Genomic DNA, 25,694 nt, shown 5'->3' with positions numbered 1-25,694 from the left:
ACTCTTACAATAAATAATTCCTGTAAACGTTATTAATAAATTATGAACTCGTCTATACTACATATTACAAATGGAGATAGTACTACAAACTATCTAAAAAAACTTCATTTCTCTGGAAGTTTTATTACTTGGAGAGAAATGTTATGTGAAGGAAAAACAACTGTAGATGTTGGCAGTGAAACTTTTTGGAAAAACAGGTTCGACTTTTTAAAAACTTCCTACAATATTAGCAAAAGGAAATTTATAGACTTTACTTTAAAAGAGTATAGAACCCTTTGTAGTAAGAAGGAATCTAAAGAAATAGTCTTATGGTTTGATCACGACTTGTTCTGTCAAATTAATATGATTGCCGTTATTAGTTGGTTAAAAACCTATAGAAGTGGCTATCATATTTCTTTAGTAACTAATGGTAAAATAAAAGGAAATAAGAAACTAAAGAGTTTGTCTGAGCTTACTGAAAATCAAATTCAGCAACATTATAAAAACAGAATAGATTTATCTCAAGATGATATTGAGTACGCAGACTATATTTGGCAACTATACTGCTCAGACAGTCCACTTAGATTAGAAACGGTCTACAAATTCAATCCTATGTCTCCTTTTACTTATCTAGTAGAAGCTTTAGAAGCACACTTACAAAGATTTCCTTCCATTAAAAATGGATTAAATATAGTTGAAAATACTATTTTAGAAACTGCAAACACACAACAATTTTCTTCTAAAAATCAATTAGTACAGCAATTGCTAAAAACACAAACTGTTTATGGTTTGGGAGATTTACAGTACGAACATCATATAGAACAACTTCAAAAATTATTTACCTCTTTCGATCCGGTAAAATTATCTAGAAAAGGAAAAAAAGTATTAGAAAACCAGCTAAATTTTTATGGCGAACTTCGCAATGAAAATTCGTATCTTGGTGGAGCAAAAAAATATAGTTTTCTTTACAATCATCAATCAGAAAAACTATTACAAATTACATCTTAAATGTCTATAAAACAATCTGAACTTATCTTAAATCCGGATGGAAGTATTTATCATCTAAATTTAAGACCAGAACATATTGCCACAAATATAATTTTTGTTGGCGATCAAGATAGAGTCGATAAAATCTCAAAACATTTTGATTCTATCGAATTTACTACTCAAAAACGCGAATTTAAAACAACTACAGGTACTTACAAGAACAAACAATTTTCAGTTATCTCTACCGGAATCGGTCCAGATAATATAGATATTGTTTTAAATGAATTGGATGCACTTGTAAATATCGATCTTAAAACAAGAAAACCTAAAGAGAATTTAACTTCTTTAAATATTGTAAGAATAGGAACTTCAGGTTCTTTACAGGATGATATTCCAGTTGATTCTTTTGTAATTGGTTCTCACGGGTTAGATTTAAACGGGTTGCTTCACTCCTATCAAATTGATGCTATTTCTAATCCAGAAATTGAAGATGCTTTTGTAAAGCATACCAATTGGAGTGCTAAAAAGTCATATCCTATTGTTATTGAAAATAGTAAAGAATTAGAAGACAGGTTAAAATCTGATAAAACACATCAAGGTATTACAGCTACTGCTGGAGGTTTTTACGGGCCTCAGGGTAGAGTTTTACGTTTAGCGATACAAGACAATGAACTAAACCATAAAATTGATAGTTTTAGTTTTAACCAACATAGAATTACCAATTTAGAAATGGAAACCTCAGCTATTTATGGTTTATCTAAACTTTTAGGTCACAAAGCTTGTTCTATTAATGCAATTATAGCTAATAGAGCCAATGGATCTTTTAGTGAAAACCCAGGAAAAGTAGTTGCCGATTTAATAGAATATACACTTGAAAAATTAGTTAAGTAGATGACAAACCTTACAATTGGCGGAGTTCCAGAACATTTTAATTATCCTTGGTATTTAACTTTAAAAAACAAAGAATACAAAAAACACAACATCAATCTACGTTGGCAAGATTTCCCTGGCGGAACAGGTGCCATGTGTAAAGCTTTACGTGCTGGTGATGTAGATATTGCTATTGTTTTAACCGAAGGAATTATTAAAGATATTGCAGACGGAAACCCTTCTAAAATTGTACAGACATTTGTAAAATCTCCATTAATTTGGGGAATTCATGTAGGCGCAAAATCATCTTTTAAAAATATTGAAGACTTAGAGCATGCAACCATTGCCATTAGTAGATTTGGTTCTGGTTCTCATTTAATGGCTATCGTAAACGCATACAACCAAGGTTGGGATATTGCAAATTTAAAATTTAAAGTAATTGGTAATTTACAAGGTGGAATTGATGCTTTAACCAACGGAGAAGCAGACTATTTTATGTGGGAACATTTTACCACAAAACCCTTAGTAGACAATGGTACTTTTAGATTAATTGACGACTGCCCCACTCCTTGGCCATGTTTTGTAATTGCAGTTAGAGATGAAGTTTTAGAAAATAATTTTGAAGAAGTTAAAAAAGTTTTAGACATTATTAATGGCAAAACAAAAGACTTTAAAAAAATTGATGCTATTGATAAAATTCTGGCAGCTAGGTACGAGCAGCAATTAGAAGACATCCAGCAATGGTTAAAAATTACTGAATGGAATGACGGAAAACCTATTTCTAAAAATAAAATTACACGCATACAAAATAAAATGGTACAGTTTAACGTTATTGAAGAGAAGAAAAATTCGAGCAATTTCATAAAAAATATGTACATTTAGCACGAAAAACCATTATCTATGAAAAAAGTAATATTTATTGCAGTTTGTATTTTAGGAATCCTTTGTTTTTCTTCTTGTAGAAGTACCTCAAAATCTTGCGGTTTAGCAGATAACACCACAACTATTCAAACAACCTTAAAGCAAGTAGATTTAACTTAAAATCTAATTGTTTCTTAATTTCAAATTCAATGAATCCGCGTTTACTGCGGATTTTTTTTACTCTAAACCACTACGCCTCTTAATAGTTAGCTAACTATTCGTAAACTTTTTCATAAAGTTTATCTTACCTTTTTTTCATTTTTATTTTACGTTTACAACACATTCTCTTTTTATGTTTGAAAGAACTTAGAAATAAGATAATTGTTTACAATTATTTAGAAAATCATTTTCTTCATAAACTTGTTTACACAAGAAACAATTCTTTTTCTTTTTATGAAACAAAATGAAAAAACAAAAAAAACGAAAGTTAGATTATGTCGTAATTTCAGACGTACATTTAGGTACTTATGGTTGTAGAGCAAAAGAATTATTAAATTACTTAAAAACAATTCAGCCAAAAGTTCTTATTCTTAATGGTGACATTATAGACATATGGCAATTTAACAAACGTTATTTCCCAAAGTCTCATATGAATGTAATTAAACACATTACTTCTCTCCTTTCTAAAGGAACAACCATTTATTACATTACCGGAAACCATGATGAAATGCTTCGAAAATTTAAAGGTTTTCAATTAGGAAACTTTAAAATTTTAAACAAACTCGTTTTAAACATTGATGATAAAAAAGCATGGATTTTTCATGGAGATGTTTTTGATATCACCATGAAACATTCTAAATGGTTAGCAAAATTAGGCGGAAAAGGCTACGATTTTTTAATTCTAATAAACACCTTTATAAATTGGATTAGTAAACTCTTTGGTTACAGAAAGTTATCACTTTCTAAAAAGATAAAAAACAGTGTAAAAAGTGCCGTTAAGTTTATTGACAATTTTGAAAAAACAGCTTCAGACATTGCCATTGAAAATGAGTATAACTATGTAATATGCGGACATATTCATCAACCAGAAATTAGAGAAATTGAAAACCAAAAAGGAAAAACGACCTATCTAAACTCTGGAGATTGGATTGAAAATTTAACGGCTTTAGAATACAAAAATCGCAAATGGAGTTTATATGAATACACAAATGATGAAATAGCTCAAAACACTGACAAGAAACTTAGTAAAAATGAGCTAAAGAATGCAAATAAAGAAGAAAAGAACAATTTTCTTTTTGAAGAGTTACTGAAAGAATTTGATATTCAAAAACCCTTAAAATAATTAATCATGAAAATATTATATGCACTTCAGGGTACAGGAAACGGCCATATCACAAGAGCTAAAGAAATTATACCAATTCTTCAAGAAAAAGGAGATTTAGATATTTTAATTAGTGGAAATGAGAGTAATTTAGATATGGGTTTCGACATAAAATACAAACTTCATGGCTTAAATTTCACTTTCGGGAAAAAAGGAGGTATTGACTTTTGGGAAAGCTACAAAAAAATGAAATTAACTCGTTTTTATAATGAAATTAAAAACTTCCCCATAAAAAAGTACGACTTAATAGTTAACGATTTTGAGCCTGTTTCTGCTTGGGCCGCAAAGATAAATAATATAAACATTGTATCTTTAAGTCACCAAAACGCGGTTTTAGATATTGCTTCTCCAAAATATGGAAAACACAAAATAGAAAAACTAATTTTAAAACACTACGCACCTGCAAGTCTTCGGTTTGGTTTTCATTTTAAACCTTATAGTTCTGCTATTTTTACACCGATTATAAGAAAAAGTATTCGAGCTAAAAAAATAAGCAACAAAGGGCATATAACAGTTTATTTACCATCTTATAATGTGGCTAAAATTGTAGAGGTCTTATCTAAAATACCTATTATAAAATGGCATATTTTTTCTAAGGAAAATAAACGTTTAATCTTTAAAAAAAACATTACCATTTACCCAATTAACGAATTCGATTTTATAAAAAGTATGGCTTCTTCTGCAGGAGTTCTTTGTGGAGCAGGTTTTGAAACACCTTCTGAAGCTTTATTTTTAAAGAAAAAGTTAATGGTAATTCCTATGAAAAATCAATATGAACAACAATGTAATGCTTTAGCACTAAAAAAAATGGGGGTTTCTGTATTAAAAAAATTAAATAAAAAACAAGTTCTTAAAATAGCCAAATGGATTCAGAGTGATGTTTTTATCCCAGTAGATTACCCAGACACAACAGAAGACATTTTAGATGCTATTTTATTACCTTATGAAAACCAAACTGCTTTCCCTACCATTCTATCGTAGGTTTATCTAAGTTCTTTAAAATGGCATTAGTTTTAGAGAAATGTTTGCTACCAAACCAACCTCTCCAAGCACCTAAAGGAGACGGATGTGGAGCGGTAAAAATAGTATGTTTTTCTAAATTTATTAATTTCATTTTACTTTCTGAAAATTTACCCCAAAGTAAAAAAACAACGTTTTCTTTTTCTTCAGAAATGCTTTTAATAACAGCATCTGTAAAGTCTTCCCACCCTTTTTTCTGATGACTTCCGGCCTCATGTGCTCTTACCGTTAAAGTCGCATTTAATAATAAAACACCTTGTTTTGCCCATTTTTCTAGATTCCCACTTTGTGGAATTTCTTGGTCTAAATCTGTTGCAATTTCTTTAAAAATATTTTTTAATGAAGGTGGTTGTTTCATTCCGTCTTTTACAGAAAAACACAATCCGTTTGCCTGTCCTTCATCATGATAAGGATCTTGCCCAATAATAACTACTTTTAAATCATCTAAAGAACAAAAGTTAAACGCAGCAAAAATATCTTCTTGCTTCGGAAAACATTGGTAATTTTTATATTCTAATGTTACAAAATTTGTTAATTCTTTAAAGTAAGGTTTATCAAATTCTGATTCTAAAAGAGGTTGCCAACTTTTGGTAAGTATTGTATTCATAACAACAAAAATACTTCTTTTATTAGAATAAACTAAATAGACGCTTCCTTTAACCAAACCCTTATTTACTCTAATGCACTATCAGAAACAACTTAAAAACGCTTAGTTTTATACGTCTTTTAACTATTAAAAAACAATGTTTTACCTCTTTTACTCCGCTAAAAACAAGTCCTAACTTTAAAAAAATTCAACTTTATGAAACTAAAACTACTTTCTCTAACTTTTTTGTTTATTTCTAGTACAATTTTTAGCCAGATTGTAAATATCCCAGATACTGAATTTAAACAAGCTCTTCTAAACTACTCACCAAGTATAGATACTAATAATGATAATGAAATACAGGTATCCGAAGCCGCTGCTGTTACGGAATTAATTATTTCTGGCTATCAAGGTTTTGAAATTATGGGTTTTTTAGAAGGCGGTCTTTCAGATTTTACAGGAATAGAAGCTTTTGTTAATTTAACCTCTTTAACTTGTAGTAATAATGATTTAACTAGTTTAGACCTATCTGCATTATCTAATCTAACATATTTGGATTGTGCTTCAAATATTAATTATAATGATTTTAGTGGAATGTCCATAGGTATTTCAACACTTATACTTCCGAATACAGGAACATTAACAACATTAAATACTTCTTATAATAACTTATCTACCTTAGACCTTTCTAATCAAACGGCATTAACATCTGTAATCACAAATAATAATGTATTAACAAATTTAAACATAACAAATACACCTCTATTAGAAAGTTTAAAATGTGAATATAATCAACTTACATCATTAAACACCTCATCTTCTTTAGCCTTAACGAACCTAGAATGTTTTCAAAATCAGATTACAAGTTTAGATGCTACAAACAACACCTCCCTAATCACCTTAAAAAGTTATAACAATAACTTAACTAGTTTAACACTACCTTCTTCTAATACATTAACTCATTTACATTCTTGGAGTAATAGTATTACCAGTTTAAATGCTTCTATTTCCACAGGTTTAATAGAAATCTCTATATATTCTAATTCTTTAACTAATTTATCAGTACCTGCTAGTACTACTTTAACAAAACTGTCATGTAATCAAAATAACTTAACAACTTTAGATACATCCATGGCTACAGGCTTAGTTACTTTAAACACCTCTAACAACTCATTAACAAGTTTAACTTTACCAGTATCATCATCTTTAAAAACTTTAAACTGCAGCATTAATCAATTAGCAACTTTAGATACCTCCGTATCAACTGGACTAACCTCTATAAACGCTGCCAATAATTTATTAACAAGTTTAACCTTACCTTCTACAGCTACTTTAGTAACATTAATATGTAGCAATAACCAATTAACAACGTTAGACACAAGTTTAAACACAGGGTTAATTACTATAATTTGTAGTGATAACGCTATAAATTCTTTAGACGTAAGCTTAAATACAAGCTTGTCTAACCTTTCTTGTAGTAACAATAACTTAACAACCATAAATACATTATCTAACACTTCTTTATCTACCCTTGGTTGTAATGGAAATCAAATAACAAGTTTAGATACTACAACAAGTACAACATTAAATAATCTATATTGTACAGGTAACCTTTTAACAGATTTAGATTTATCAAGTTTTACAAATTTAAATGCTTTACACTGTAACTCTAATCCTAATTTAAGCAGTTTAAATCTTAAAAATGGAAATACATCTAGCATTTCTAGTAATAATTTAGTGGCAAATAACAATCCAAATTTATTTTCTATTTGTGTTGATGATGCTACCGTTTCTGCAGGAATCTATGCAAACATAGATTCGCAAACCAACTTTACGGAATATTGTTCTTTTGTGCCTGTAAATTCTAATACAATAACTGGTACAGTTTCTTTTGATTTTAATAATGATGGTTGCGATGCTGCAGATACAAAATCTGTAAATACTAGAATTAACAGTACAAGTACCAATGTTAGTGCGGCTGCTTTTAGTGCTGTAGATGGCACCTACACAATTTATATTAATGACACTTCTGTAACAACTGAATTAATACCAAACTTCCCTTCATATTTTACAGCAACTCCAACTACACAAACCACCAATTTTACGGGTTCTGGAAACACAGAAACTATCGATTTTTGTATTACAGCAAATACTCAAATAGACGACGTAGAAATATATTCTTTTACAACATCGGAATCTAGACCAGGTTTTGATACGCAGTTAAGAGTGTTTTACAGAAATAATGGTTCTACAATTATTCCGTCCGGAGCGGTTACTTTAAATTTTAATGAGAATCAAGAAACATTTAATAATGCAAGTACCACACCAGACATTCAAACAAGTAATTCTTTAACTTGGAATTATACAAACCTTCTACCTTTTCAAGAAAGTTATATTGACGTCTACTTTACAATAAATACACCTACAGACCCTATAAATCCGGTAAATGGAGGAGATACAATTACCTACACCACCTCTATTACACCTTTAACAGGTGATGCAACACCTACAGATAACACTCATATTTTTTCTGATATTATTGTAAATGCTTACGACCCCAATGATGTGGTTTGTTTTGAAGGTGATAAAATTAGTACCTCACAAGTACCAGATGATTTAACGTATAGAGTTCGTTTTCAAAATACAGGTACCGCATCTGCAATAAATATTGTAGTAAAAGACATTATTGATGCAGGTTTAGACATGGCTACTTTTCAACCAATTGCAGCTAGTCATTCTTACAGAACTGCAATTACCAACTCAAATAAAGTAGAATTTATTTTTGAAAACATACAATTGGCAGATAGTACCAGTAATGAACCTGCTAGTCATGGTTGGTTATTTTATAAAATAAAACCAAAAAGCACTGCAGTTATTGGTGATACTTTTAATACCACTGCAAATATTTATTTCGATTATAATGCGCCTGTAATAACAAATACATACAATACTACAGTTTCTCTAGAAACTACGATTCCTGATAACAATTTTGAAATGGCATTAATAAATGCTGGTTTAGATAAAGGAACTCCAGATAGCAAAGTGTTTACAGACAATATAAATATTATATCTAATTTAGATATTTCCAGTAAAAATATTTCAGACTTAACGGGTATAAACGATTTTACAGCCTTAACTACTTTAAATGTTAGCTATAATAACCTTACAAATTTAGATGTAAGTGCACATACTTTATTAACCTCTTTAGATATACAGTCTAATGCGCTAACTTCTTTAAATGTAAAAAACGGAAATAACGCTCTTTTTACACTCTTTAATGCAATTAACAATCCCAGTTTAACTTGTATAGAGGTTGATAATGCTACTTGGAGTGCAGACAATTGGACAAATATTGATACAACATCAAACTTTGTGAATAATCAGGCTGAATGTACTGCATTAAGTACTGATGTATATAATACTCTTGAGTTTTCTTTATATCCAAACCCAACTAACGGAAAAATGAATATTATCACTTTAGAGAAGTCTGAATTATTCATTTACTCGATTACTGGAAAAGAAATTAAAAAAAGAGACGTAAACATCGGTAAGAATATAATTTCTAATTTAAATTTATCAAAAGGGATTTACTTCTTTAAACTGATAAGCAAAGAAAAATCATCTACTAAAAAAGTGATTGTAAATTAATCACTCTCTAAAACATCCTTGAAAAAGAGAAATTAGATTTTCAATATTAAAACTCCATATTCTTTAAAAAATCATATGGAGTTTTTCTTTCCTTTAATGAAAACCAACTTATCTTAAATGAGCTCATCATTTATACAAATAACACCTTATAAAAGACTTAAAAATAAATACTTTGATGCATCTCTGGTCATGTTGTCGAATTATTAACTAAAGTAATTGGTAGAAATACTAGATTAAAAAAATGTAAAAATGTATCCAAAGCTATTAGAATATCAAAACATTACTATTTATACGTATGCAATTTGTATTGTTTTTGGTACACTATTAGCCATTTTATATACAAAATGGCAAACTAAAAAAAGACTAAATCTCGTTTTACCAAACATCTTTTTTTATTTAATTTTTATTGCTGGTTATGTTGGTGGAAAATTATTTTTATTCTTTGAAAGACCTATTTATTACATACAAAACCCAAAAAATATATTCAGTATTTTTTCTGGTGGATTTGTTTTTTATGGTTCTTTTATTTGCATAATATTATTTACTTTTTGGTATTTAAAAAAACATGAAATAACCATTTTACCTTTAATGGATATTCTAGCTATTACCACAACAATTGTACATGCAATTGGTAGAATGGGTTGCTTTTTTGCAGGTTGTTGTTATGGAAAACCAACAAATTCTATTCTCGGAATTAGTTTTCCAAGTACAAATTCGGTAACCGTCCATCCTACTCAATTATACGAAGTATTTTCTATTCTAATAATTATGAGCTTGCTTTTTATTATCAGAAAAAACAAGAAATTTGATGGACAAGTATTTCTTTCATACATCATATTATATGGAATTGCAAGAAGTCTGTTAGAGCTTTTTAGAGGAGATTCAAGAGGTTTTATTATACAAGATTACCTTTCACATTCTCAATTTATTGCATTTATTTTTATAAGCATAACAACTTATTTATATCTCAAATTAAAATCAAAAACAATAACACTTTAAAACTAAAATCATGAAAAAATTATTAAAAAACACATTACCTTTTGTATTATTAATTACTGCTGTACTTATCATTGGTGCTGGTTGTGGAGATGGACTTTCACCAACACCTTCAGGTGATATTTGTGATAATGCCGACACTACAATAGAAACTGCATTATCTGATTTAAGTAATAAATCTATGGATTTACAGGTACATGAATATGTATTTACAACTAGTGAGCCAGGTAGTATTTGTGCTATAGGTTATCAAAGTTTTGCACAAACTACACCATACGCCGTAGATAATAGTGCTGTGAGTTATGAAATAGAAATTGTAGGTGGACCAACCATTAGTAGTACCTTTTCTAATTCGAGTATAGAATATATTTCTCTTACAACTCCTTATGAAATTGTACCAGGTGTAAATTATACAATTAAAAGAACTGGTGGCGATGGTTTAAATACTTCTAATGGTCATACTGCAGCTGTTACATTTCCTTTTGCTAGTAGCAACTTTACTTTTGTGAGCTCTAATTTTGTAGATAGTGGAAGTAATGGAGGTGGTCCTGTTGCTAATAATGGTATACCTAAAATTTATTTCACCTTTACTACGGACTAATTTTTTTAATAAAATAAACGGGTGTTAATTCTAACACTCGTTTATTAGTACTATTATAAATGGCAACAATACTAACTTACCTAAAAAAACATTTTTCTGAAGATTATAAAATTACTACCTATTTACTATTTTTCTTATTTTTAGGAATTCTAATTTACCTAAATCATACCACAAATATTCCTACATTATTTTTTAGACAGCATCATGATTCAACTTATATATATGGGTATTACTTTTTATTTTTTGGTTTTGCATACTATTCAACAATTGTAATAATTGCAACCACAAAGACCGATTTTAGTTTTCTTAAAAAATCATCCTTTTGGATTACAAGTTTATTTGCAATTCTATTGGTTAGTATTCGGTTTGGATTTTTAGATCATTACAGTTGGATTCAAGAAAATATAGCGCCTAAAAAAGTAGGTTTTTATACAAAGGTAATTGCTAGAACTATTCGCTTTATAATGTTTTCAATCGGAATTATTGTTTTCTATAAATTGATTGAAAAACACAATGAAAATTTTTATGGTTTTTCATTTAAAAAAGTGAAATGGAAACCATATTTATTGTTACTATTAATTGCTTTTCCTTTTATTGTTTTTGCTTCTTATCAACCAAGTTTTTTAAGGCAATATCCTTCAATTGGAAATACAGGAACTTTTATAAATAAATGGTTTGCTTTAGTAATATACGAACCAATATATTTATTAGATTTTATTTCTATTGAATGGTTTTTTAGAGGTTTTTTAATATTAGGAATGGTAAAAAACTTAGGATCTAAAGCAATTCTACCAATGGTAGCCTTGTATGTTTTTTTTCATATAGGCAAACCTACCGGAGAAATTATAGGTTCTGCTTTTGGTGGTTATGTATTAGGCGTAATTTCTATGTATAGCAAATCTATAATAGGCGGAATCGTAATTCATATAGGTGTCGCAATTCTAATGGATGCAATGGCTATACTTCAAAACATTGATCGTTTTTTTTAATTATATTAAAAAGAATATTCTTTATAGAACATACTATAATGATAAGAAATCCCTTATAAATAACGAAAAGGATAATTGTATCTTTGATAAACAAAAATAAAACTTGAAATTCTTAAAACTACATATCACTTTATTTATAATTATGTTATGGAGTTTTTCCTATTCTCAACAGTACACAAATATTACTGTAAAGGATGGCTTACCTAGCAATCATATTTATAAAATTGTACAAGATGCTTATGGTTTTATTTGGTTTGCTACAGACAAAGGGTTAGTAAAATACAATGGTAACACCTTAAAAAATTTTACAACTAGAAATGGTTTGTCTACCAATGATATATGGGGAATTCATCCAACACCAGATGGTAATTTATGGTATTTATCTAAAACATCTAAATTAGGCTATATAAAAAATGATAGTGTTTATGCTTTTGAAAGTGAAGTCAAAAATGAAATATTCACTCCCAATTATACGAGTCAAATAGGCAACCAAATTATACTAACAAGTAATTCTAGAGCGCATGAATTAATCAATGATAAATGGAAATTAGTCTCAGAAAAGACTTCCTTAAAAAAGGGAACACCAGTTTATCTTAAACATCCGGCTATTACTTCTTATGTGACAAGTATTAATTTAGACACTATAAAATTAACCTACAAAAACGGAAATATAAAAAAGGTACCCAATCTTAAAAATATTCTAACCACTGTCCATTATAGAGGTCAAATAACAGATAGTTTATTTTATTGGACAGCAGATAAATATTATTCAATATTAAACTTAAATACGTTAAAACTATATAAACGCAATTTTGAAGATGAAGTAGGTATCAATAAATCTCAACACACCAGAATACATCTCATTAACAATCAAATTCAGATTACAGGAAGAGGATTTGTAGGTGTTTTAGATGCTAATTATCACATTACAAAAACAGTTTTAATTCCTAAAAAATTAGATGCACATTTTGCAATGATTGATAAAAAAGAAACGGTTTGGATTGCTACTTTTTTAAATGGTGTATACAAACTTAGTAAATCTAAAAGAAATATTAAATATGCTTTTCAACACGAAAAGATTCTTAAAACCAACAAAATAAACGATACCATAATTGCAAATATTTATAACAAAGGTTTTTTCAAATATCAAACTGACAAAAAAGATTTTATACCGTTTATTAAACAAAATAATTACATTTTTAGTTCTAATTATATAGACTCCTTACAAACAGCGTTCTATATTTCGGAAAACAAAATTATACGTAAAAAAAACACTAAAGACACCGAGGAGTTTAATTTTACAGAATTCCCTTATTATAAAAATCAAACTGCTAGAAACTTAATTTATTTTAACAAGTATTTATATGGCGATTTTACTGTAGGAATTAATAAAATTGATACAAACAACCTGAAAATTCTTAAAGTTTATCCCCAACTAGGAATTACCAATTTAATGGTTTTTAATGATCGATTATTGGTTGCAACCACAAATGGTTTAAAGCAAATTAAAAATGAAGAAATAAGTGAAGTTACTTTTAATAAACAAATATTTTCTAAATCTATTCTAAGTATTACAAAAGTATCTAAAACCCATATATTATTAAATACAGATGGCTTTGGATCCTTTATTACCGATTTGAATAACATATATCAATTACCAAAATCAGAATTTTTAATTGTGAATAATGCTTTTGTGGAGAATAAAAATATTTGGTTGGCAAGTAACTCCGGTATTTTTAAATATGTTTTAAATGATCATAACTATACTTTAGAAAAACAATTAACAATCGCCAACGGCATTCCTTCTCAACAAGTTAATGATATTTTTATTCATAAAAATGAGCTTATTGTAAGTACAAATAATGGAATTGCTATTTTGCCAAAAAAACAAGAAAACGTCAATCAGTTATTAGATATTTATATCGATAAATTAACGTACAACAACCAAACAATAACTGAAAATAATAATACTTTTAAATACTTAGAGAACAACAACATTAGTATTGCCGTTTCTAGGATAGATTTTTCTGAGAACAATACTCACTTTACTTATAATTACAAATTAGAACCACTGCAAAGCGATTGGAAAACAACAGAAACAACCAATATTAATTTTAATGATTTACAGCCCAATACCTATATTTTAAAAATTGAATCACAAGATTTTAAACAAAAAATTGAATTTACAATCACTCCTTTATGGCATCAAACATTTTGGTTTAAAGCCATCGTTCTTTTAACTTTAACAACTTTGTTTTTTAGAGCTGTTTGGTATTTAAGTAAACGAAACCAACAGCAAAAAAGTAAAAAGCTTTTTCAAGAAAAACAACTTTCTGAGATTCAATTAAAAGCACTTCGCTCGCAAATGAATCCGCATTTTGTTTTCAACTCTTTAGCAGCTATTCAATATTTTATTAATGAAAATAATTTTGAAGCCTCAGAAAAATATTTGGTTAAATTTTCGAAACTAATTAGACGTTTTTTCGAACTGTCTAAAGAAACGACTATCACATTAACAGAAGAAATAAAACTGCTCAGCAATTATTTAGAAATAGAAAAACTACGCTTTAGAGAAAAACTAGAATATCAAATTAATATTGATGATGCTATTGATCTCAGAAAAACCAAAATACCAACGATGTTGTTACAACCTATTGTAGAAAATGCTGTAAACCATGGAATTTTTAATAAATTTGATACAGGAACCGTTACCATCAACCTTAAAAAAGTAGATGCTTTTACTTATAAAGTTTTAATTATAGATGATGGTGTTGGATTTGTAAACACTAAATCGAAAAGTAAAAAAATAAAATCTTCTAGCGTTTTACAACAACGTTTAACGTATTTAAACAACTTAGAAGAATGGAAAATCTTGTATTTTACAGAAGAATTACACCCTAAAAACGACGAAAAAGGAAACATATCTACTTTTATAATTAAAAGCAAATAAGATGAATACAATCACTGCTATTATTGTTGATGATGAAATTTCTAACCTAAAAGGATTGGAGAAAAAGATGGCCAATTTGTTTCCAGATATAACCATCATTGGTACCTACCAAAAACCAGAAGAAGCAATTTCCAACATCAAAAAACAACAACCTGATATTTTATTTTTAGATGTAGAAATGCCCCGAATTGATGGTTTTGAATTGTTATCTAAATTAAGAGAAATCAATTTTCAAGTAATTTTTGTCACCGCTTTTAGCGAATATGCTATAGAAGCCTTTAAAAAATGTGCTATTGGTTATATCTTAAAACCAATAGATGATGATGATTTAATAAAAGCTGTTCATAAAGCAAAAGAAAGTATCACTTTAAAACACGAGAACGAAAAAAATGCAAACCTTTTACAGTTTATTGCAGAAACAAATTCTAACTCAAACAAGTTAATTATACCAACTATTAAAGGTGTTTCTTTTATTCCTCAAAAAGAAGTGATACATATAGAAGGATTTGACGGTTATACCAAGATTCATCTTATAGACAACACAGAAATCGTAAGCTCTTATAATATAGGGAAGTATGAAAAGATGATGAATAACTTCTTCTACAAATGCCATAAATCTCACATTATAAACCTAGAAAAAGTGCGTCATTTTGAGAATGAAGGATATATAATATTAGAGAACAAAAAAAGAGTGCCAGTTTCTAAAACCAAACGAAAAGAATTTATAGATTTGTGTTCGCAATAAAATCGACTTTTTTTGAACAATAATATATCATCCAAGACATTACAAGATTTAGAATTTTCTACAGTTTTACAACATGTTGCAGAACATTGTATTTCTGGTTTGGGTAAAGAACAGGTTACTGAAATTGAACCTATCATTAATAAAAGAGCACTTTTTAAAGAGTTGTATTTGGTAAACGAATACGTTTCTTCTTTTGAAAGTGAAAATAGAATTCCTAACCATAGTTTCGATAATATTACAGAAAATGTAAAACGTTTGGCTATAGAAAATAGCTTTGTAGAAACCGATGCATTTTTAAAAATTTCCACTACTTCTTTAACTGTAAACGAATTGATTAAGTTTTTCAAGAAATTTAATGTGCAATTCCCTACTTTTTTCGAACTTTCACAAGAAATTGAATTCACTACTTTTATAGATGATGAAATCAAAAAAATTATTGATATTTCTGGTGAAGTAAAAAATAATGCTTCAGACGCTTTAAGACAAATAAGAAAAGACATTAATAATGTACGTGGAAAAATTGGTGCGAGTTTTTCTAGTGCTTTATCTAGAGCTATTTCTGCGGGTCATTTAGATGATATAAAAGAAACCGTTGTAGACAATCAGCGAGTTTTAGCAGTTTCTGCTATGCACAGAAAAAAAGTTGCAGGTAGTTTATTAGGTTCTTCAAAATCTGGTAACATCGTTTATATTGCACCACAAGCAACACTTGCATACTCTAGAGAATATCAAAATTTAATTTATGATGAAAAGCAAGAAATTGTAAAGATTTTACGTGCATTATCTGCTACTGTTCGTCCTTATGTTTATTTATTAGAAGAATACCTTTCTTTTTTAATCCATATTGATGTAGTTGGAGCAAAAGCAAAATACGCCGTAGAAATGAATGCCGTTTTGCCTAAAATAACTAGAGAGAAAAAAATATTCTTCAAGAACGCATATCATCCCATATTATGGAGAAAAAATAAAAAACAAGATTTACCTACCATTTCTCAAAGTATAGAACTGAACGAAAAACAGCAAATTATTGTTATTTCGGGTCCTAATGCTGGTGGAAAAAGTATCACTTTAAAAACCATTGGTTTATTGCAAATAATGCTGCAAAGTGGTATTTTAATTCCTGTTGATGAGCGCAGTCAAACATATATTTTCGATACCGTTCTAACTGATATTGGAGATAATCAATCCATAGAAAATCAACTTAGTACGTATAGTTATCGTTTAAAAAACATGCGTAATTTTTTACGTAAATGTGGCGCAAACACCTTATTTTTAATTGATGAATTTGGTACGGGTTCAGATCCTGAATTAGGTGGTGCTTTGGCAGAGATTTTCTTAGAAGAATTTTATTATAAAAAAGCCTTCGGGATTATAACCACCCACTACTCCAACTTAAAGGTATTGGCAAACGAATTAGAGAATGTTACCAACGCAAACATGCAGTTTGATGAACGTACTTTAGAACCGCTTTATAGGTTATTTATAGGACAAGCAGGTAGTTCTTTTACGTTTGAAGTTGCTCAGAAAAACGGAATTCCGTTTAGTATTATCAATAAAGCTAAAAAACGTGTTGAGACAGAGAAAGTACGTTTAGATAAAACGATTTCTAAGCTTCAAAAAGAACGTAATAGATTGCAAAAACATTCTGATAATTTAGAACAACAAAAATTTAAAGGGCAAGAACATTTAGATAATTTACAGGAAAAAGAACAACGTGTTCAAGATAAATTATCTGGTTTTCAAGAACTGTATGATCAAAACCAAAGAATGCTTTCTTTAGGTAGAAAAACAAATGAACTGCTTAATAAATACTTTCAAACTAATAATAAAAAGGAATTAAATACTAATTTTAATAAATGGGTTGCAGATTTAAAGGTAAAACAAGTAATGAAAAAACCTTTGGCACCTAAAACCAAAGCGCAAAAACAAAAAGCTAAAGTTGCAGAAAAACAACAGCAAGAAATTATTAAAAAAGTAGAAAAAGAAGTATTACAAAAAGTTGTAGAAGTTAGAAAAGAAAAGAAAATAGAAGAAGCTAAAATAGCCAAAGAAAAATCTGAGTACATTTATCAAATTGATGATAGTGTAAAAGTTATTGGCTCGAACTCTGTAGGTACAATCGATAAAATTGATAAGAAAAAAGTAACTATTAATTATGGTTTCTTTACCACAAAAACAACTACAGACAAACTGGAGTTAGTAAAACGAGCTAAAAAAACAAAATAATAACATACATTTTAAAACTAAAAAAGGTTCGCAAATTGCGAACCTTTTTTTATATATGTACTTTTTGTCTCGTTGCGTAAAGAAGAATAACTTGTTTAAAGTTTTAAAACCTCAATAAGTTTTAAACTGAGCTCTAACGGATATAAATAATCCTAGATATTTTTAGCTAACCAGTCTCCTACTTCTTGTGTTCCGTAAGATTTTCCTCCGTCTGCTAAATCTTCTGTTACAAAACCTGCTTCTAAAGCTTTATTAACAGCCGCTCTAATTGCTTTTCCTTCTTCTTGTAAACCAAAATTTTCAAACATCATTGCTGCAGATAAAACAGTAGCCATTGGGTTTGCTATATTTAAACCTGTTGCTTGCGGATAAGAACCGTGTATTGGCTCAAATAAAGCATTCTCAGTTCCTACAGAAGCAGAAGGCATTAATCCCATAGAACCAGAAATTACAGAAGCTTCATCCGTTAAAATATCTCCAAATAAGTTTTCAGTAATTAGTACGTCATAACTATTTGGCCATTGTACCAAACGCATTGCAACTGCATCTACAAATTCATAAGAAACTTCAACTTCTGGATAATCTTTTTCCATAGCCTGTACCGTTTCTCTCCATAAACGAGATGTTTCTAAAACGTTTGCTTTATCTACACAACATAATTTCTTAGAACGAGTCATTGCCAATTCAAAACCTTTTACAGCCAATCTTTGAACCTCAGCTCTTGTGTATACACAATTGTCAAATGCAGTTTCTCCCTCGTCTCTTCTACCTTTTTCACCAAAGTAAATCCCTCCAGTTAATTCACGTAAAAAAACCAAATCAGTTCCTTCTATTCTTTCTCTTTTTAAAGGAGATTTATCTAACAAAGAAGGAAACGTAAACGTTGGTCTTACATTTGCAAACAAACCTAATTTTTTACGCATTTTTAACAAACCTTGTTCTGGACGAACCGTTGCAGAAGGATCATTATCATACTTAGGATGCCCAATTGCACCAAACAAAACAGCATCTGAAGCGACACAAATATCATGTGTTGCATCTGGATAAGGTTCTCCAACTGCATCAATAGCAGCAGCACCGGTTAAAGCTGGATTCCAAGTAATTTCGTGGTTAAATTTCTTAGCAATTGCATCAGATACTTTTACTGCTTGATCAATTACTTCAGGTCCTATTCCGTCTCCTGCTAATAATGCGATATTTAATTTCATGTGTTTAAGCTTTTAGCTGTTCGCTATTGGCCGTTGGCTCAATAAACAGCAGATAATTTAATTAATTTATTTTTTAGCTAATAGCAAACTGCTAATAGCAAATGACATTTTTTAAATAATATTCAACATTTTCTCAGTGGATTTAATTGCAGATACTGTTTGATCTGAATCTAATCCACGAGTAATAAATTCTTTTTCTTCTAATTTCCAAGTGATAATTGTTTCACACAAAGCATCAGAATTACTTCCCGGAGGAATTCTTACCGCATAATCAATTAAAGCCGGTAAATCCCTTTTACTATGTTTTTTATACAATTTACGCAAAGCATTCATAAAGGCATCAAACTGCCCGTCTCCTTGTGCATGTGCTTCATATTGTACGCCTTCTACTCTTAATTGTAAAGTGGTAGATGGTTTCATTCCTTTTGCATGTCCTAAAACATAATTTTCTACAACAACGCGCTTTTCTATAGCATTACTGTCTAAAACATCAGAAATAATATAAGGTAAATCTTCTTGAGAAACGACTTCTTTTTTGTCGCCTAATTCAATAATTCTTTGGGTAACTTTCCTTAGCTCTTCATCATTTAAACTCAGACCTAAATCTTGTAAATTCTTCTGAATATTTGCCTTTCCAGATGTTTTTCCTAATGCATATTTTCGTTTTCTACCAAAACGTTCTGGCATTAAATCATTAAAATACAGGTTGTTTTTATTGTCTCCATCTGCATGAATTCCGGCAGTTTGCGTAAAAACATTTGCACCTACAACAGGTTTGTTTACAGGAATACGAAAACCAGAAAAGGTTTCTACAAGCTTACTAACTTTATTTAATGCTTTTTCATTAACAGTGATTTTTACATCCTTTAAAAAATCATTAATTACAGCAATAACACTTGCCATTGGTGCATTTCCTGCACGTTCTCCCATCCCATTTATGGTTAAATGCAAACCATTTGCACCTGCTTTTATAGCTTCCATAACATTGGCAACTCCTAAATCATAATCATTATGACCATGAAAATCGAAATGAGTTGTTGGGTATTTTTCTCTAACTTCAGAAATGAATTTAAAAGTTTCATCGTGTGTTAAAACTCCTAAAGTATCTGGTAATAAAACACGTTCTATATTTTGAACTGTTAAGAAATCTAAATATTCAAAAACGTATTCTTTAGAAGTACGCATTCCGTTAGACCAATCTTCTAAATAGACATTGGTTTTAATGTTATGCGTAGCAGCCGCCTCAATATTTGCTTTAATATCTGCAAAATGTTGTGCTGGCGTTTTTTTAAGTTGATGTGTTAAGTGGTTTAAAGATCCTTTGGTTAATAAATTCTGAACTTTAGCTCCAGCATCTAGCATCCAATCGATAGATTTTCCTCCATCAACAAAAGTTAATACTTCTATTTTATCTAAACAATTTTGTTCAGAAGCCCAAGAAGTTATTTTTTTAACAGCTTCTAATTCTCCTTCAGAAACTCTTGCAGATGCTATTTCTAAACGATCTACTTTTAATTCTTCTAAAAGTAATTTTGCGATTGTTAATTTTTCGGAAACTGAAAACGACACTCCTGATGTTTGTTCTCCATCACGTAGTGTCGTATCCATTATTTCAATCTTTCTTTTAGCCATATTCAACCTAAAAAGTATTCTTAAAATGGTCTTGTTTCAGCAAAAGCAGAAATTTCGTTTTCGATGTTTTTTAAGTAATCAATATCATCAAAACCGTTTAACATATTGTCTTTTTTGTAGGTATTAATTACAAAAGATTCAGATTCACCTGTAGCAATTAAAGTTACTGTTTGGTTAGGTAAATCTACTTTAATTTCTGTTTTAGGATCTGCCATAATTGCAGCAAATAATGTATCTGCAAATGCTGCAGAAACTTGCACAGGTAAAACCCCTACATTTAAACAGTTGTTTTTAAAGATATCTGCAAATGCAGATGAAATTACACAACGTAAACCAAAATCGTACACAGACCAAGCTGCATGCTCTCTAGAAGAACCAGAACCAAAGTTTCTACCTCCTACTAATATTTTAGAACCGGCATAAATTTCTTTGTTTAAAGGAAAATCTGCTTTAGGTGTTCCGTCTTGTTCAAATCTCCAATCACGGAAAAAATTGACATCAAAATCTACACGCTCAGTTGCTTTTAAGAAACGAGCAGGAATTATTTGATCTGTATCTACATTTTCTGTAGGTAAAGGATATGCTGTACTTGTTAGTACGTCAAATTTATCGTAAGCCATGTTTTTCTTTATTAAGCGTTAGCGTTTAAAATTGTTCTTGGATCCGTTACAACTCCATTTACTGCAGATGCTGCAGCAACTAAAGGAGAGGCTAATAAAGTTCTAGATCCTGGTCCTTGTCTTCCTTCGAAGTTTCTGTTTGATGTTGAAACAGATAATTTTCCTGAAGGAACTTTATCATCATTCATTGCCAAACAAGCCGAACAACCTGGTTCTCTTAAAACAAAACCTGCGTCTGTAATAATTTTATCTAAACCTTCTGCTTTAATTTGATCTACTACTTTATGTGATCCTGGTACTAACCAAGCCGTAACATTAGGTGCTTTTTGTCTTCCTTTTACAATAGAACAGAATCCTCTAAAGTCTTCTATACGTCCGTTTGTACAAGAACCTAAAAATACAAAGTCAATTTCTTTACCAATCATAGAATCACCTTCGTTAAAAGACATATATCCTAATGATTTTTTATAAGTTTCTACACCACCTTCTAAACTTTCTGCAGTAGGAATTGATTTAGTAACGCCCATTCCCATTCCTGGGTTTGTACCATACGTAATCATTGGCTCAATATCAGCTGCATCGTAATTAAACTCAACATCAAATTCTGCTCCTTCTTCTGTATATAAAGTTTCCCAATATTTCATAGCCTTGTCCCAATCTGCTCCCTTAGGAGTTTGAGCACGCCCTTTTAAATACTCGTATGTTTTAGCATCCGGAGCAATCATACCTCCACGTGCTCCCATCTCAATAGATAAGTTACACACAGTCATACGACCTTCCATAGACATATCTTCAAAAACATCTCCTGCATATTCAACAAAATAACCTGTTGCACCAGAAGTAGTTTGTTTTGCAATAATGTATAAAGCAACATCTTTTGCAGTAACTCCTAAACCTAATTTACCGTTTACGTTAATACGCATCGCTTTAGGTTTTGGCTGCATAATACATTGTGTAGACAATACCATTTCTACTTCCGAAGTACCAATACCAAAGGCAATAGCACCAAAAGCACCATGTGTAGATGTATGAGAGTCTCCACAAACAATAGTTGCTCCAGGTAACGTAATTCCGTTTTCAGGACCTACAACGTGTACAATTCCGTTATTAAGATCTCCTAATCCCCAGTGAGAAATACCATGCTTTTTTGCATTTCTTTCTAAAGCATCTAACTGATTTGCAGATAAAGGATCTTCTACAGGTAAATGTTGATTTATGGTTGGGGTGTTGTGATCTGCCGTTGCGAATGTACGCTCAGGATATACAACACTGTTTCCTCTACTTTCTAATCCTAAGAAAGCTACAGGACTAGTAACTTCGTGAATAAAATGACGATCTATAAAAAACACATCTGGTCCGTCTTTAACTTGACGAACAACGTGTGAATCCCATACTTTGTCAAATAATGTATTTGCCATTTGTTTGTTCTTTAATTATTTAAATGATAATCAGCTACCAAAAATAAGAATATATTCTGCTTTAAGCTCTTGTTAATATTTTCAAACATTATACCCAACTGTTAAACCTTTTCTCACATCACTGATAAACAATCAATTAACCTATTTAAAAATACGATGTCTATTTATTTTATAGGGTATTCATTTTTTATAAAAACTCTTTAATTTTAATTCTATAAAAGTGCTAAAATGTTTATTAAAATCTTAAAATAAACCTCTACTCATGACTCTTTCAGCATAACAAACTACGCGTAAAATAAGACCTATTGTCATTTCGATAGAACAACGTATGAATGACGAGAAATCTTCTCTTTTACTATTTTCTTTATTCCATTGATGAAAAAATAAACAAAAAAATCTAGGCTTATTTTATTCTTCTATAAAGCTACTTTTTATTCCATTATCATGTTCAGACCGTAAAACCTCCGAATCATTTTAAATATCCCTATTTTTATTACTTTCAATTAAACCATTAAGAAAAGTACGTGTCAAAGAAACAAAAGGTATACAATGAAAAGACACTTCGCTTTCCTGCTATTTTTTATAGGAATACAACTATTCGCTCAAGAAAACAATGACCATTTAACGGCAACAATTATTGGCTCTGGATCGCCAAAATTTAATACAGAACGCTCTGGTCCTTCAGTATTAATCAGCTACAAAAACACACAGATCTTGGTAGATATGGGAAATGGAACCCAAGCCAATCTAAACAAGATAAATACAAAAATTAAGGACTTAGATGGCTTACTTTTCACACATCATCATTTAGACCATAATGAGGAATTTACCCCTATTTTTATACAATCGCTTCTTGGACGAAATAAAACCATTATTGCTGGTCCAAAACAAACCACTTTAACTATTGATAATATCTTAGAAAGTTATGAAGAAGATATTGCGTATCGATTATCAAAATCTGGAAGAATTCTAAGTGATGCCACTGCGAATTACACCGCTAAAAACTTAACAGGAAACAACACTTTTACTATTGGAGATATTAAAATTTCTTACACACCAGTAAAACATGCCATTGCTACACTCGCCTATCGTTTTGATGTTGGCAACGAATCCATTGTAATTTCTGGAGATTTAACCTATTCTAAAACCTTACCTATTTTGGCTAAAAATGCCGATTATTTAATAATGGATTCTGGTGGAGCCATTGCCTTAGGTTCAAAAAGAAAAACGGGTAAAAGTAACAACAACAGAAACCGTAAAACCAATAATACAAAAGAACACGCACACGTTAACTTGTCTGAAAGCTCACAAATGGCAAAAGAAGCGAACGTAAAAAATTTAGTCTTGACCCATTTTAACTTTACAGATGTAGATGAAGAAGCTACAACGGCAGCCATACGTGAAAACTATTCGGGCAACGTGCTCTACGGAAAAGACTTGATGGTTTTACCTTACACAGAAAACAGTACTGTAAACCAGCCTTCTAATTTAAAAGTAAGCTACCCAATTGTAGACACCGGTATAAAGGATTCTTATTCTGACAGTGCCGAAATTACTACACCTACAAAAGGAGTTTCTTTCTACGGACAAGATGCCAACTATAACGGCAATCAGCCTTCATATATTAATAACGGAGATGGTACGATAACAGATACTGTTACAGGATTAGTTTGGGAACAAGATATGGGAACTAAAATGACGCTTAACGAAGCTGTTTTAAAAGCGAAGAACTCTAAATTGGGTGGTTATAATGATTGGAGAGTTCCTACTCTTAAAGAGTTGTATTCGTTGATATTATTTACAGGAAAAGTAAAAGGAGCTACTGCTATAGAACTATTTATAGACACCAATTATTTTAAACAGCCTTTAGGAAACACTCAAAATAACGAGCGAGAAATTGATGCACAAACTTGGTCATCTACTGAATATGTTGGACGCACCATGAAAAATAATGAAACTATATTTGGTGTTAATTTTGTTGATGGTAGAATAAAAGGCTATCCGAAAGACCAACCTAGAACGGGTACTGATAACAAAATGTATTTTCGTTTGGTACGTGGAAATACCGATTATGGAAAAAATAATTTTATAGACAATAAAGATGGTACTGTAAGTGATTATGCTACGGGTTTAATGTGGCAAAAAGCCGATGATGGTATTGATAGAAATTGGGAAGATGCTTTAAGTTATGCGGAAAATTTAAACCTCACTAATTATGCTGATTGGCGTTTGCCCAATGCTAAAGAATTACAAAGTATTGTAGATTATAATCGTTCACCACAAACTACCAATTCTGCGGCTATTAACCCTCTTTTTGAAACTACCGAAATTAAAGACCCAAATGGTAAAAAACAATATCCTTATTTTTGGACAAGCACCACACATTTAGATGGTAAAAACCCCAATGCAGGAGCTGTGTATATTGCTTTTGGAGAATCTCAAGGAAAAATGAGAAATGAAATAATGGATGTACACGGTGCAGGTGCACAAAGAAGTGATCCTAAGAGCGGTTTTAAAGAAAATTACCCTGAATATTTTGGTCCTCAAGGTGATGTAAGATACGTTTATAATTACGTAAGAGCCGTTAGAGATATAACACCTACCACTAAAATAAATACCAAAATTACAACGCCACAAACAAAAAAAACTACCACACAAAATAGACAAAAACCTACTCAAAGAAACAATAACAGCAACAATACACCTCCATCTTTTTCTGAACTGTTAACAAAAATGGATTCGAATAAAGATCATAAACTAAGTAGGTCTGAAGTTAAAGGGAAATTGAAAGAAAATTTTGATCAAAGGGATAAAAACAACGATGGTTATCTTACTGAAGATGAAATGAGCAAAAGAGGAAATAGATAAAAACGATTCGCTCAAAAAAAAGACTATTTAACACTACGTTTTCTATGTATTGTCAAACAAGTTTAGCCCTGATTGTAGCAATTGTTTGAGCTCTTTTTTAGTTTGGAAT

General features: G+C 30.3%; 19 protein-coding genes. 14 read left to right on the top strand and 5 right to left on the bottom strand.

From position 1 onward, the window contains the following. The first annotated feature begins 42 nt into the window (after positions 1–42). From H0I27_RS06355 to H0I27_RS06330, 6 genes are all read left to right on the top strand, one after another. Positions 43–987: a DUF1835 domain-containing protein gene (locus H0I27_RS06355; protein WP_218733008.1), complete on the top strand. Its 945-nt coding sequence runs from the start codon at positions 43–45 to the stop codon at positions 985–987. Next, on the top strand, positions 988–1,857 hold the full coding sequence (locus H0I27_RS06350) for a nucleoside phosphorylase (RefSeq protein ID WP_218733007.1): 870 nt from the start codon (positions 988–990) through the stop codon (positions 1,855–1,857). Beyond that, positions 1,858–2,718 carry a substrate-binding domain-containing protein gene (locus tag H0I27_RS06345; protein WP_218733006.1) on the top strand — a complete coding sequence of 287 codons (861 nt, stop codon included), beginning with the start codon at positions 1,858–1,860 and terminating at the stop codon, positions 2,716–2,718. An 18-nt stretch (positions 2,719–2,736) separates the two neighbouring features. Next, the gene (locus tag H0I27_RS06340) at positions 2,737–2,877 is read left to right on the top strand and encodes a hypothetical protein (protein ID WP_218733005.1); all 141 of its coding nucleotides are present in this window, start codon (positions 2,737–2,739) and stop codon (positions 2,875–2,877) included. 283 nt (positions 2,878–3,160) lie between these two features. Beyond that, positions 3,161–4,039, top strand: coding sequence for a UDP-2,3-diacylglucosamine diphosphatase (locus tag H0I27_RS06335; RefSeq protein ID WP_218733004.1), 879 nt, complete (start codon positions 3,161–3,163; stop codon positions 4,037–4,039). 6 nt (positions 4,040–4,045) lie between these two features. After that, entirely contained in the window at positions 4,046–5,059 is a 1,014-nt protein-coding gene (locus tag H0I27_RS06330; protein WP_218733003.1) for a glycosyltransferase family protein, read from the top strand. On the opposite strand, the gene H0I27_RS06325 is transcribed toward H0I27_RS06330, so the two are convergent. Next, positions 5,043–5,705, bottom strand: a complete 663-nt coding sequence (locus H0I27_RS06325; protein WP_218733002.1) for a uracil-DNA glycosylase — start codon at positions 5,703–5,705, stop codon at positions 5,043–5,045. The genes H0I27_RS06330 and H0I27_RS06325 overlap by 17 nt on opposite strands. Positions 5,706–5,900: 195 nt before the next feature. On the opposite strand from H0I27_RS06325, the gene H0I27_RS06320 reads away from it, so the two are divergent. The 7 genes from H0I27_RS06320 (at position 5,901) to H0I27_RS06290 (ending at position 17,839) form a co-directional block, all read left to right on the top strand. Then, positions 5,901–9,332: a T9SS type A sorting domain-containing protein gene (locus tag H0I27_RS06320; RefSeq protein ID WP_218733001.1), complete on the top strand. Its 3,432-nt coding sequence runs from the start codon at positions 5,901–5,903 to the stop codon at positions 9,330–9,332. A 249-nt stretch (positions 9,333–9,581) separates the two neighbouring features. Then, a complete protein-coding gene (locus H0I27_RS06315; protein WP_218733000.1) occupies positions 9,582–10,331 on the top strand; it encodes a prolipoprotein diacylglyceryl transferase in 750 nt (249 codons plus the stop codon). Positions 10,332–10,341: 10 nt separating this feature from the next. Continuing rightward, complete coding sequence (locus H0I27_RS06310) at positions 10,342–10,929, top strand: hypothetical protein (protein WP_218732999.1); 588 nt, start codon at positions 10,342–10,344, stop codon at positions 10,927–10,929. 59 nt (positions 10,930–10,988) lie between these two features. Next, the gene (locus H0I27_RS06305; protein ID WP_218732998.1) at positions 10,989–11,918 is read left to right on the top strand and encodes a CPBP family glutamic-type intramembrane protease; all 930 of its coding nucleotides are present in this window, start codon (positions 10,989–10,991) and stop codon (positions 11,916–11,918) included. Between the two features lie 103 nt (positions 11,919–12,021). After that, positions 12,022–14,868 carry a histidine kinase gene (locus H0I27_RS06300; RefSeq protein ID WP_218732997.1) on the top strand — a complete coding sequence of 949 codons (2,847 nt, stop codon included), beginning with the start codon at positions 12,022–12,024 and terminating at the stop codon, positions 14,866–14,868. Between the two features lies 1 nt (position 14,869). Continuing rightward, positions 14,870–15,613 carry a LytTR family DNA-binding domain-containing protein gene (locus tag H0I27_RS06295; protein ID WP_218732996.1) on the top strand — a complete coding sequence of 248 codons (744 nt, stop codon included), beginning with the start codon at positions 14,870–14,872 and terminating at the stop codon, positions 15,611–15,613. Positions 15,614–15,625: 12 nt separating this feature from the next. Then, a complete protein-coding gene (locus tag H0I27_RS06290; RefSeq protein WP_218732995.1) occupies positions 15,626–17,839 on the top strand; it encodes a DNA mismatch repair protein MutS in 2,214 nt (737 codons plus the stop codon). 152 nt (positions 17,840–17,991) lie between these two features. Here H0I27_RS06290 and leuB read toward each other — a convergent pair whose 3' ends face one another. The 4 genes from leuB to leuC form a co-directional block, all read right to left on the bottom strand. After that, complete coding sequence (gene leuB, locus H0I27_RS06285) at positions 17,992–19,047, bottom strand: 3-isopropylmalate dehydrogenase (RefSeq protein ID WP_218732994.1); 1,056 nt, start codon at positions 19,045–19,047, stop codon at positions 17,992–17,994. Positions 19,048–19,158: 111 nt separating this feature from the next. Next, a complete protein-coding gene (locus H0I27_RS06280) occupies positions 19,159–20,679 on the bottom strand; it encodes an alpha-isopropylmalate synthase regulatory domain-containing protein (protein WP_218732993.1) in 1,521 nt (506 codons plus the stop codon). Positions 20,680–20,699: 20 nt separating this feature from the next. After that, positions 20,700–21,299 (bottom strand): 3-isopropylmalate dehydratase small subunit, encoded by a 600-nt coding sequence (leuD, locus tag H0I27_RS06275; protein WP_218732992.1) that lies wholly within the window; start codon positions 21,297–21,299, stop codon positions 20,700–20,702. A gap of 11 nt (positions 21,300–21,310) precedes the next feature. Then, the gene (gene leuC / locus H0I27_RS06270) at positions 21,311–22,717 is read right to left on the bottom strand and encodes a 3-isopropylmalate dehydratase large subunit (protein ID WP_218732991.1); all 1,407 of its coding nucleotides are present in this window, start codon (positions 22,715–22,717) and stop codon (positions 21,311–21,313) included. Between the two features lie 549 nt (positions 22,718–23,266). Here leuC and H0I27_RS06265 point away from each other — a divergent pair. Then, positions 23,267–25,585 (top strand): DUF1566 domain-containing protein, encoded by a 2,319-nt coding sequence (locus H0I27_RS06265; RefSeq protein WP_218732990.1) that lies wholly within the window; start codon positions 23,267–23,269, stop codon positions 25,583–25,585. The last annotated feature ends 109 nt before the right edge of the window (positions 25,586–25,694 follow it).

The sequence above is a fragment of the Polaribacter sp. HaHaR_3_91 genome (genome assembly GCF_019278525.1).
Lineage (GTDB): Bacteria > Bacteroidota > Bacteroidia > Flavobacteriales > Flavobacteriaceae > Polaribacter.
This window is presented reverse-complemented; position numbering and strand designations above follow the sequence as displayed.

Bases quoted from the DNA above. Each gene is read 5' to 3' on its own strand.
- H0I27_RS06355 (WP_218733008.1), top strand. From the start codon at position 43: ATGAACTCGTCTATACTACATATTACAAATGGAGATAGTACTACAAAC.
- H0I27_RS06350 (WP_218733007.1), top strand. From the start codon at position 988: ATGTCTATAAAACAATCTGAACTTATCTTAAATCCGGATGGAAGTATT.
- H0I27_RS06345 (WP_218733006.1), top strand. From the start codon at position 1,858: ATGACAAACCTTACAATTGGCGGAGTTCCAGAACATTTTAATTATCCT.
- H0I27_RS06340 (WP_218733005.1), top strand. From the start codon at position 2,737: ATGAAAAAAGTAATATTTATTGCAGTTTGTATTTTAGGAATCCTTTGT.
- H0I27_RS06335 (WP_218733004.1), top strand. From the start codon at position 3,161: ATGAAAAAACAAAAAAAACGAAAGTTAGATTATGTCGTAATTTCAGAC.
- H0I27_RS06330 (WP_218733003.1), top strand. From the start codon at position 4,046: ATGAAAATATTATATGCACTTCAGGGTACAGGAAACGGCCATATCACA.
- H0I27_RS06325 (WP_218733002.1), bottom strand. From the start codon at position 5,705: ATGAATACAATACTTACCAAAAGTTGGCAACCTCTTTTAGAATCAGAA.
- H0I27_RS06320 (WP_218733001.1), top strand. From the start codon at position 5,901: ATGAAACTAAAACTACTTTCTCTAACTTTTTTGTTTATTTCTAGTACA.
- H0I27_RS06315 (WP_218733000.1), top strand. From the start codon at position 9,582: ATGTATCCAAAGCTATTAGAATATCAAAACATTACTATTTATACGTAT.
- H0I27_RS06310 (WP_218732999.1), top strand. From the start codon at position 10,342: ATGAAAAAATTATTAAAAAACACATTACCTTTTGTATTATTAATTACT.
- H0I27_RS06305 (WP_218732998.1), top strand. From the start codon at position 10,989: ATGGCAACAATACTAACTTACCTAAAAAAACATTTTTCTGAAGATTAT.
- H0I27_RS06295 (WP_218732996.1), top strand. From the start codon at position 14,870: ATGAATACAATCACTGCTATTATTGTTGATGATGAAATTTCTAACCTA.
- leuB (WP_218732994.1), bottom strand. From the start codon at position 19,047: ATGAAATTAAATATCGCATTATTAGCAGGAGACGGAATAGGACCTGAA.
- H0I27_RS06280 (WP_218732993.1), bottom strand. From the start codon at position 20,679: ATGGCTAAAAGAAAGATTGAAATAATGGATACGACACTACGTGATGGA.
- leuD (WP_218732992.1), bottom strand. From the start codon at position 21,299: ATGGCTTACGATAAATTTGACGTACTAACAAGTACAGCATATCCTTTA.
- leuC (WP_218732991.1), bottom strand. From the start codon at position 22,717: ATGGCAAATACATTATTTGACAAAGTATGGGATTCACACGTTGTTCGT.
- H0I27_RS06265 (WP_218732990.1), top strand. From the start codon at position 23,267: ATGAAAAGACACTTCGCTTTCCTGCTATTTTTTATAGGAATACAACTA.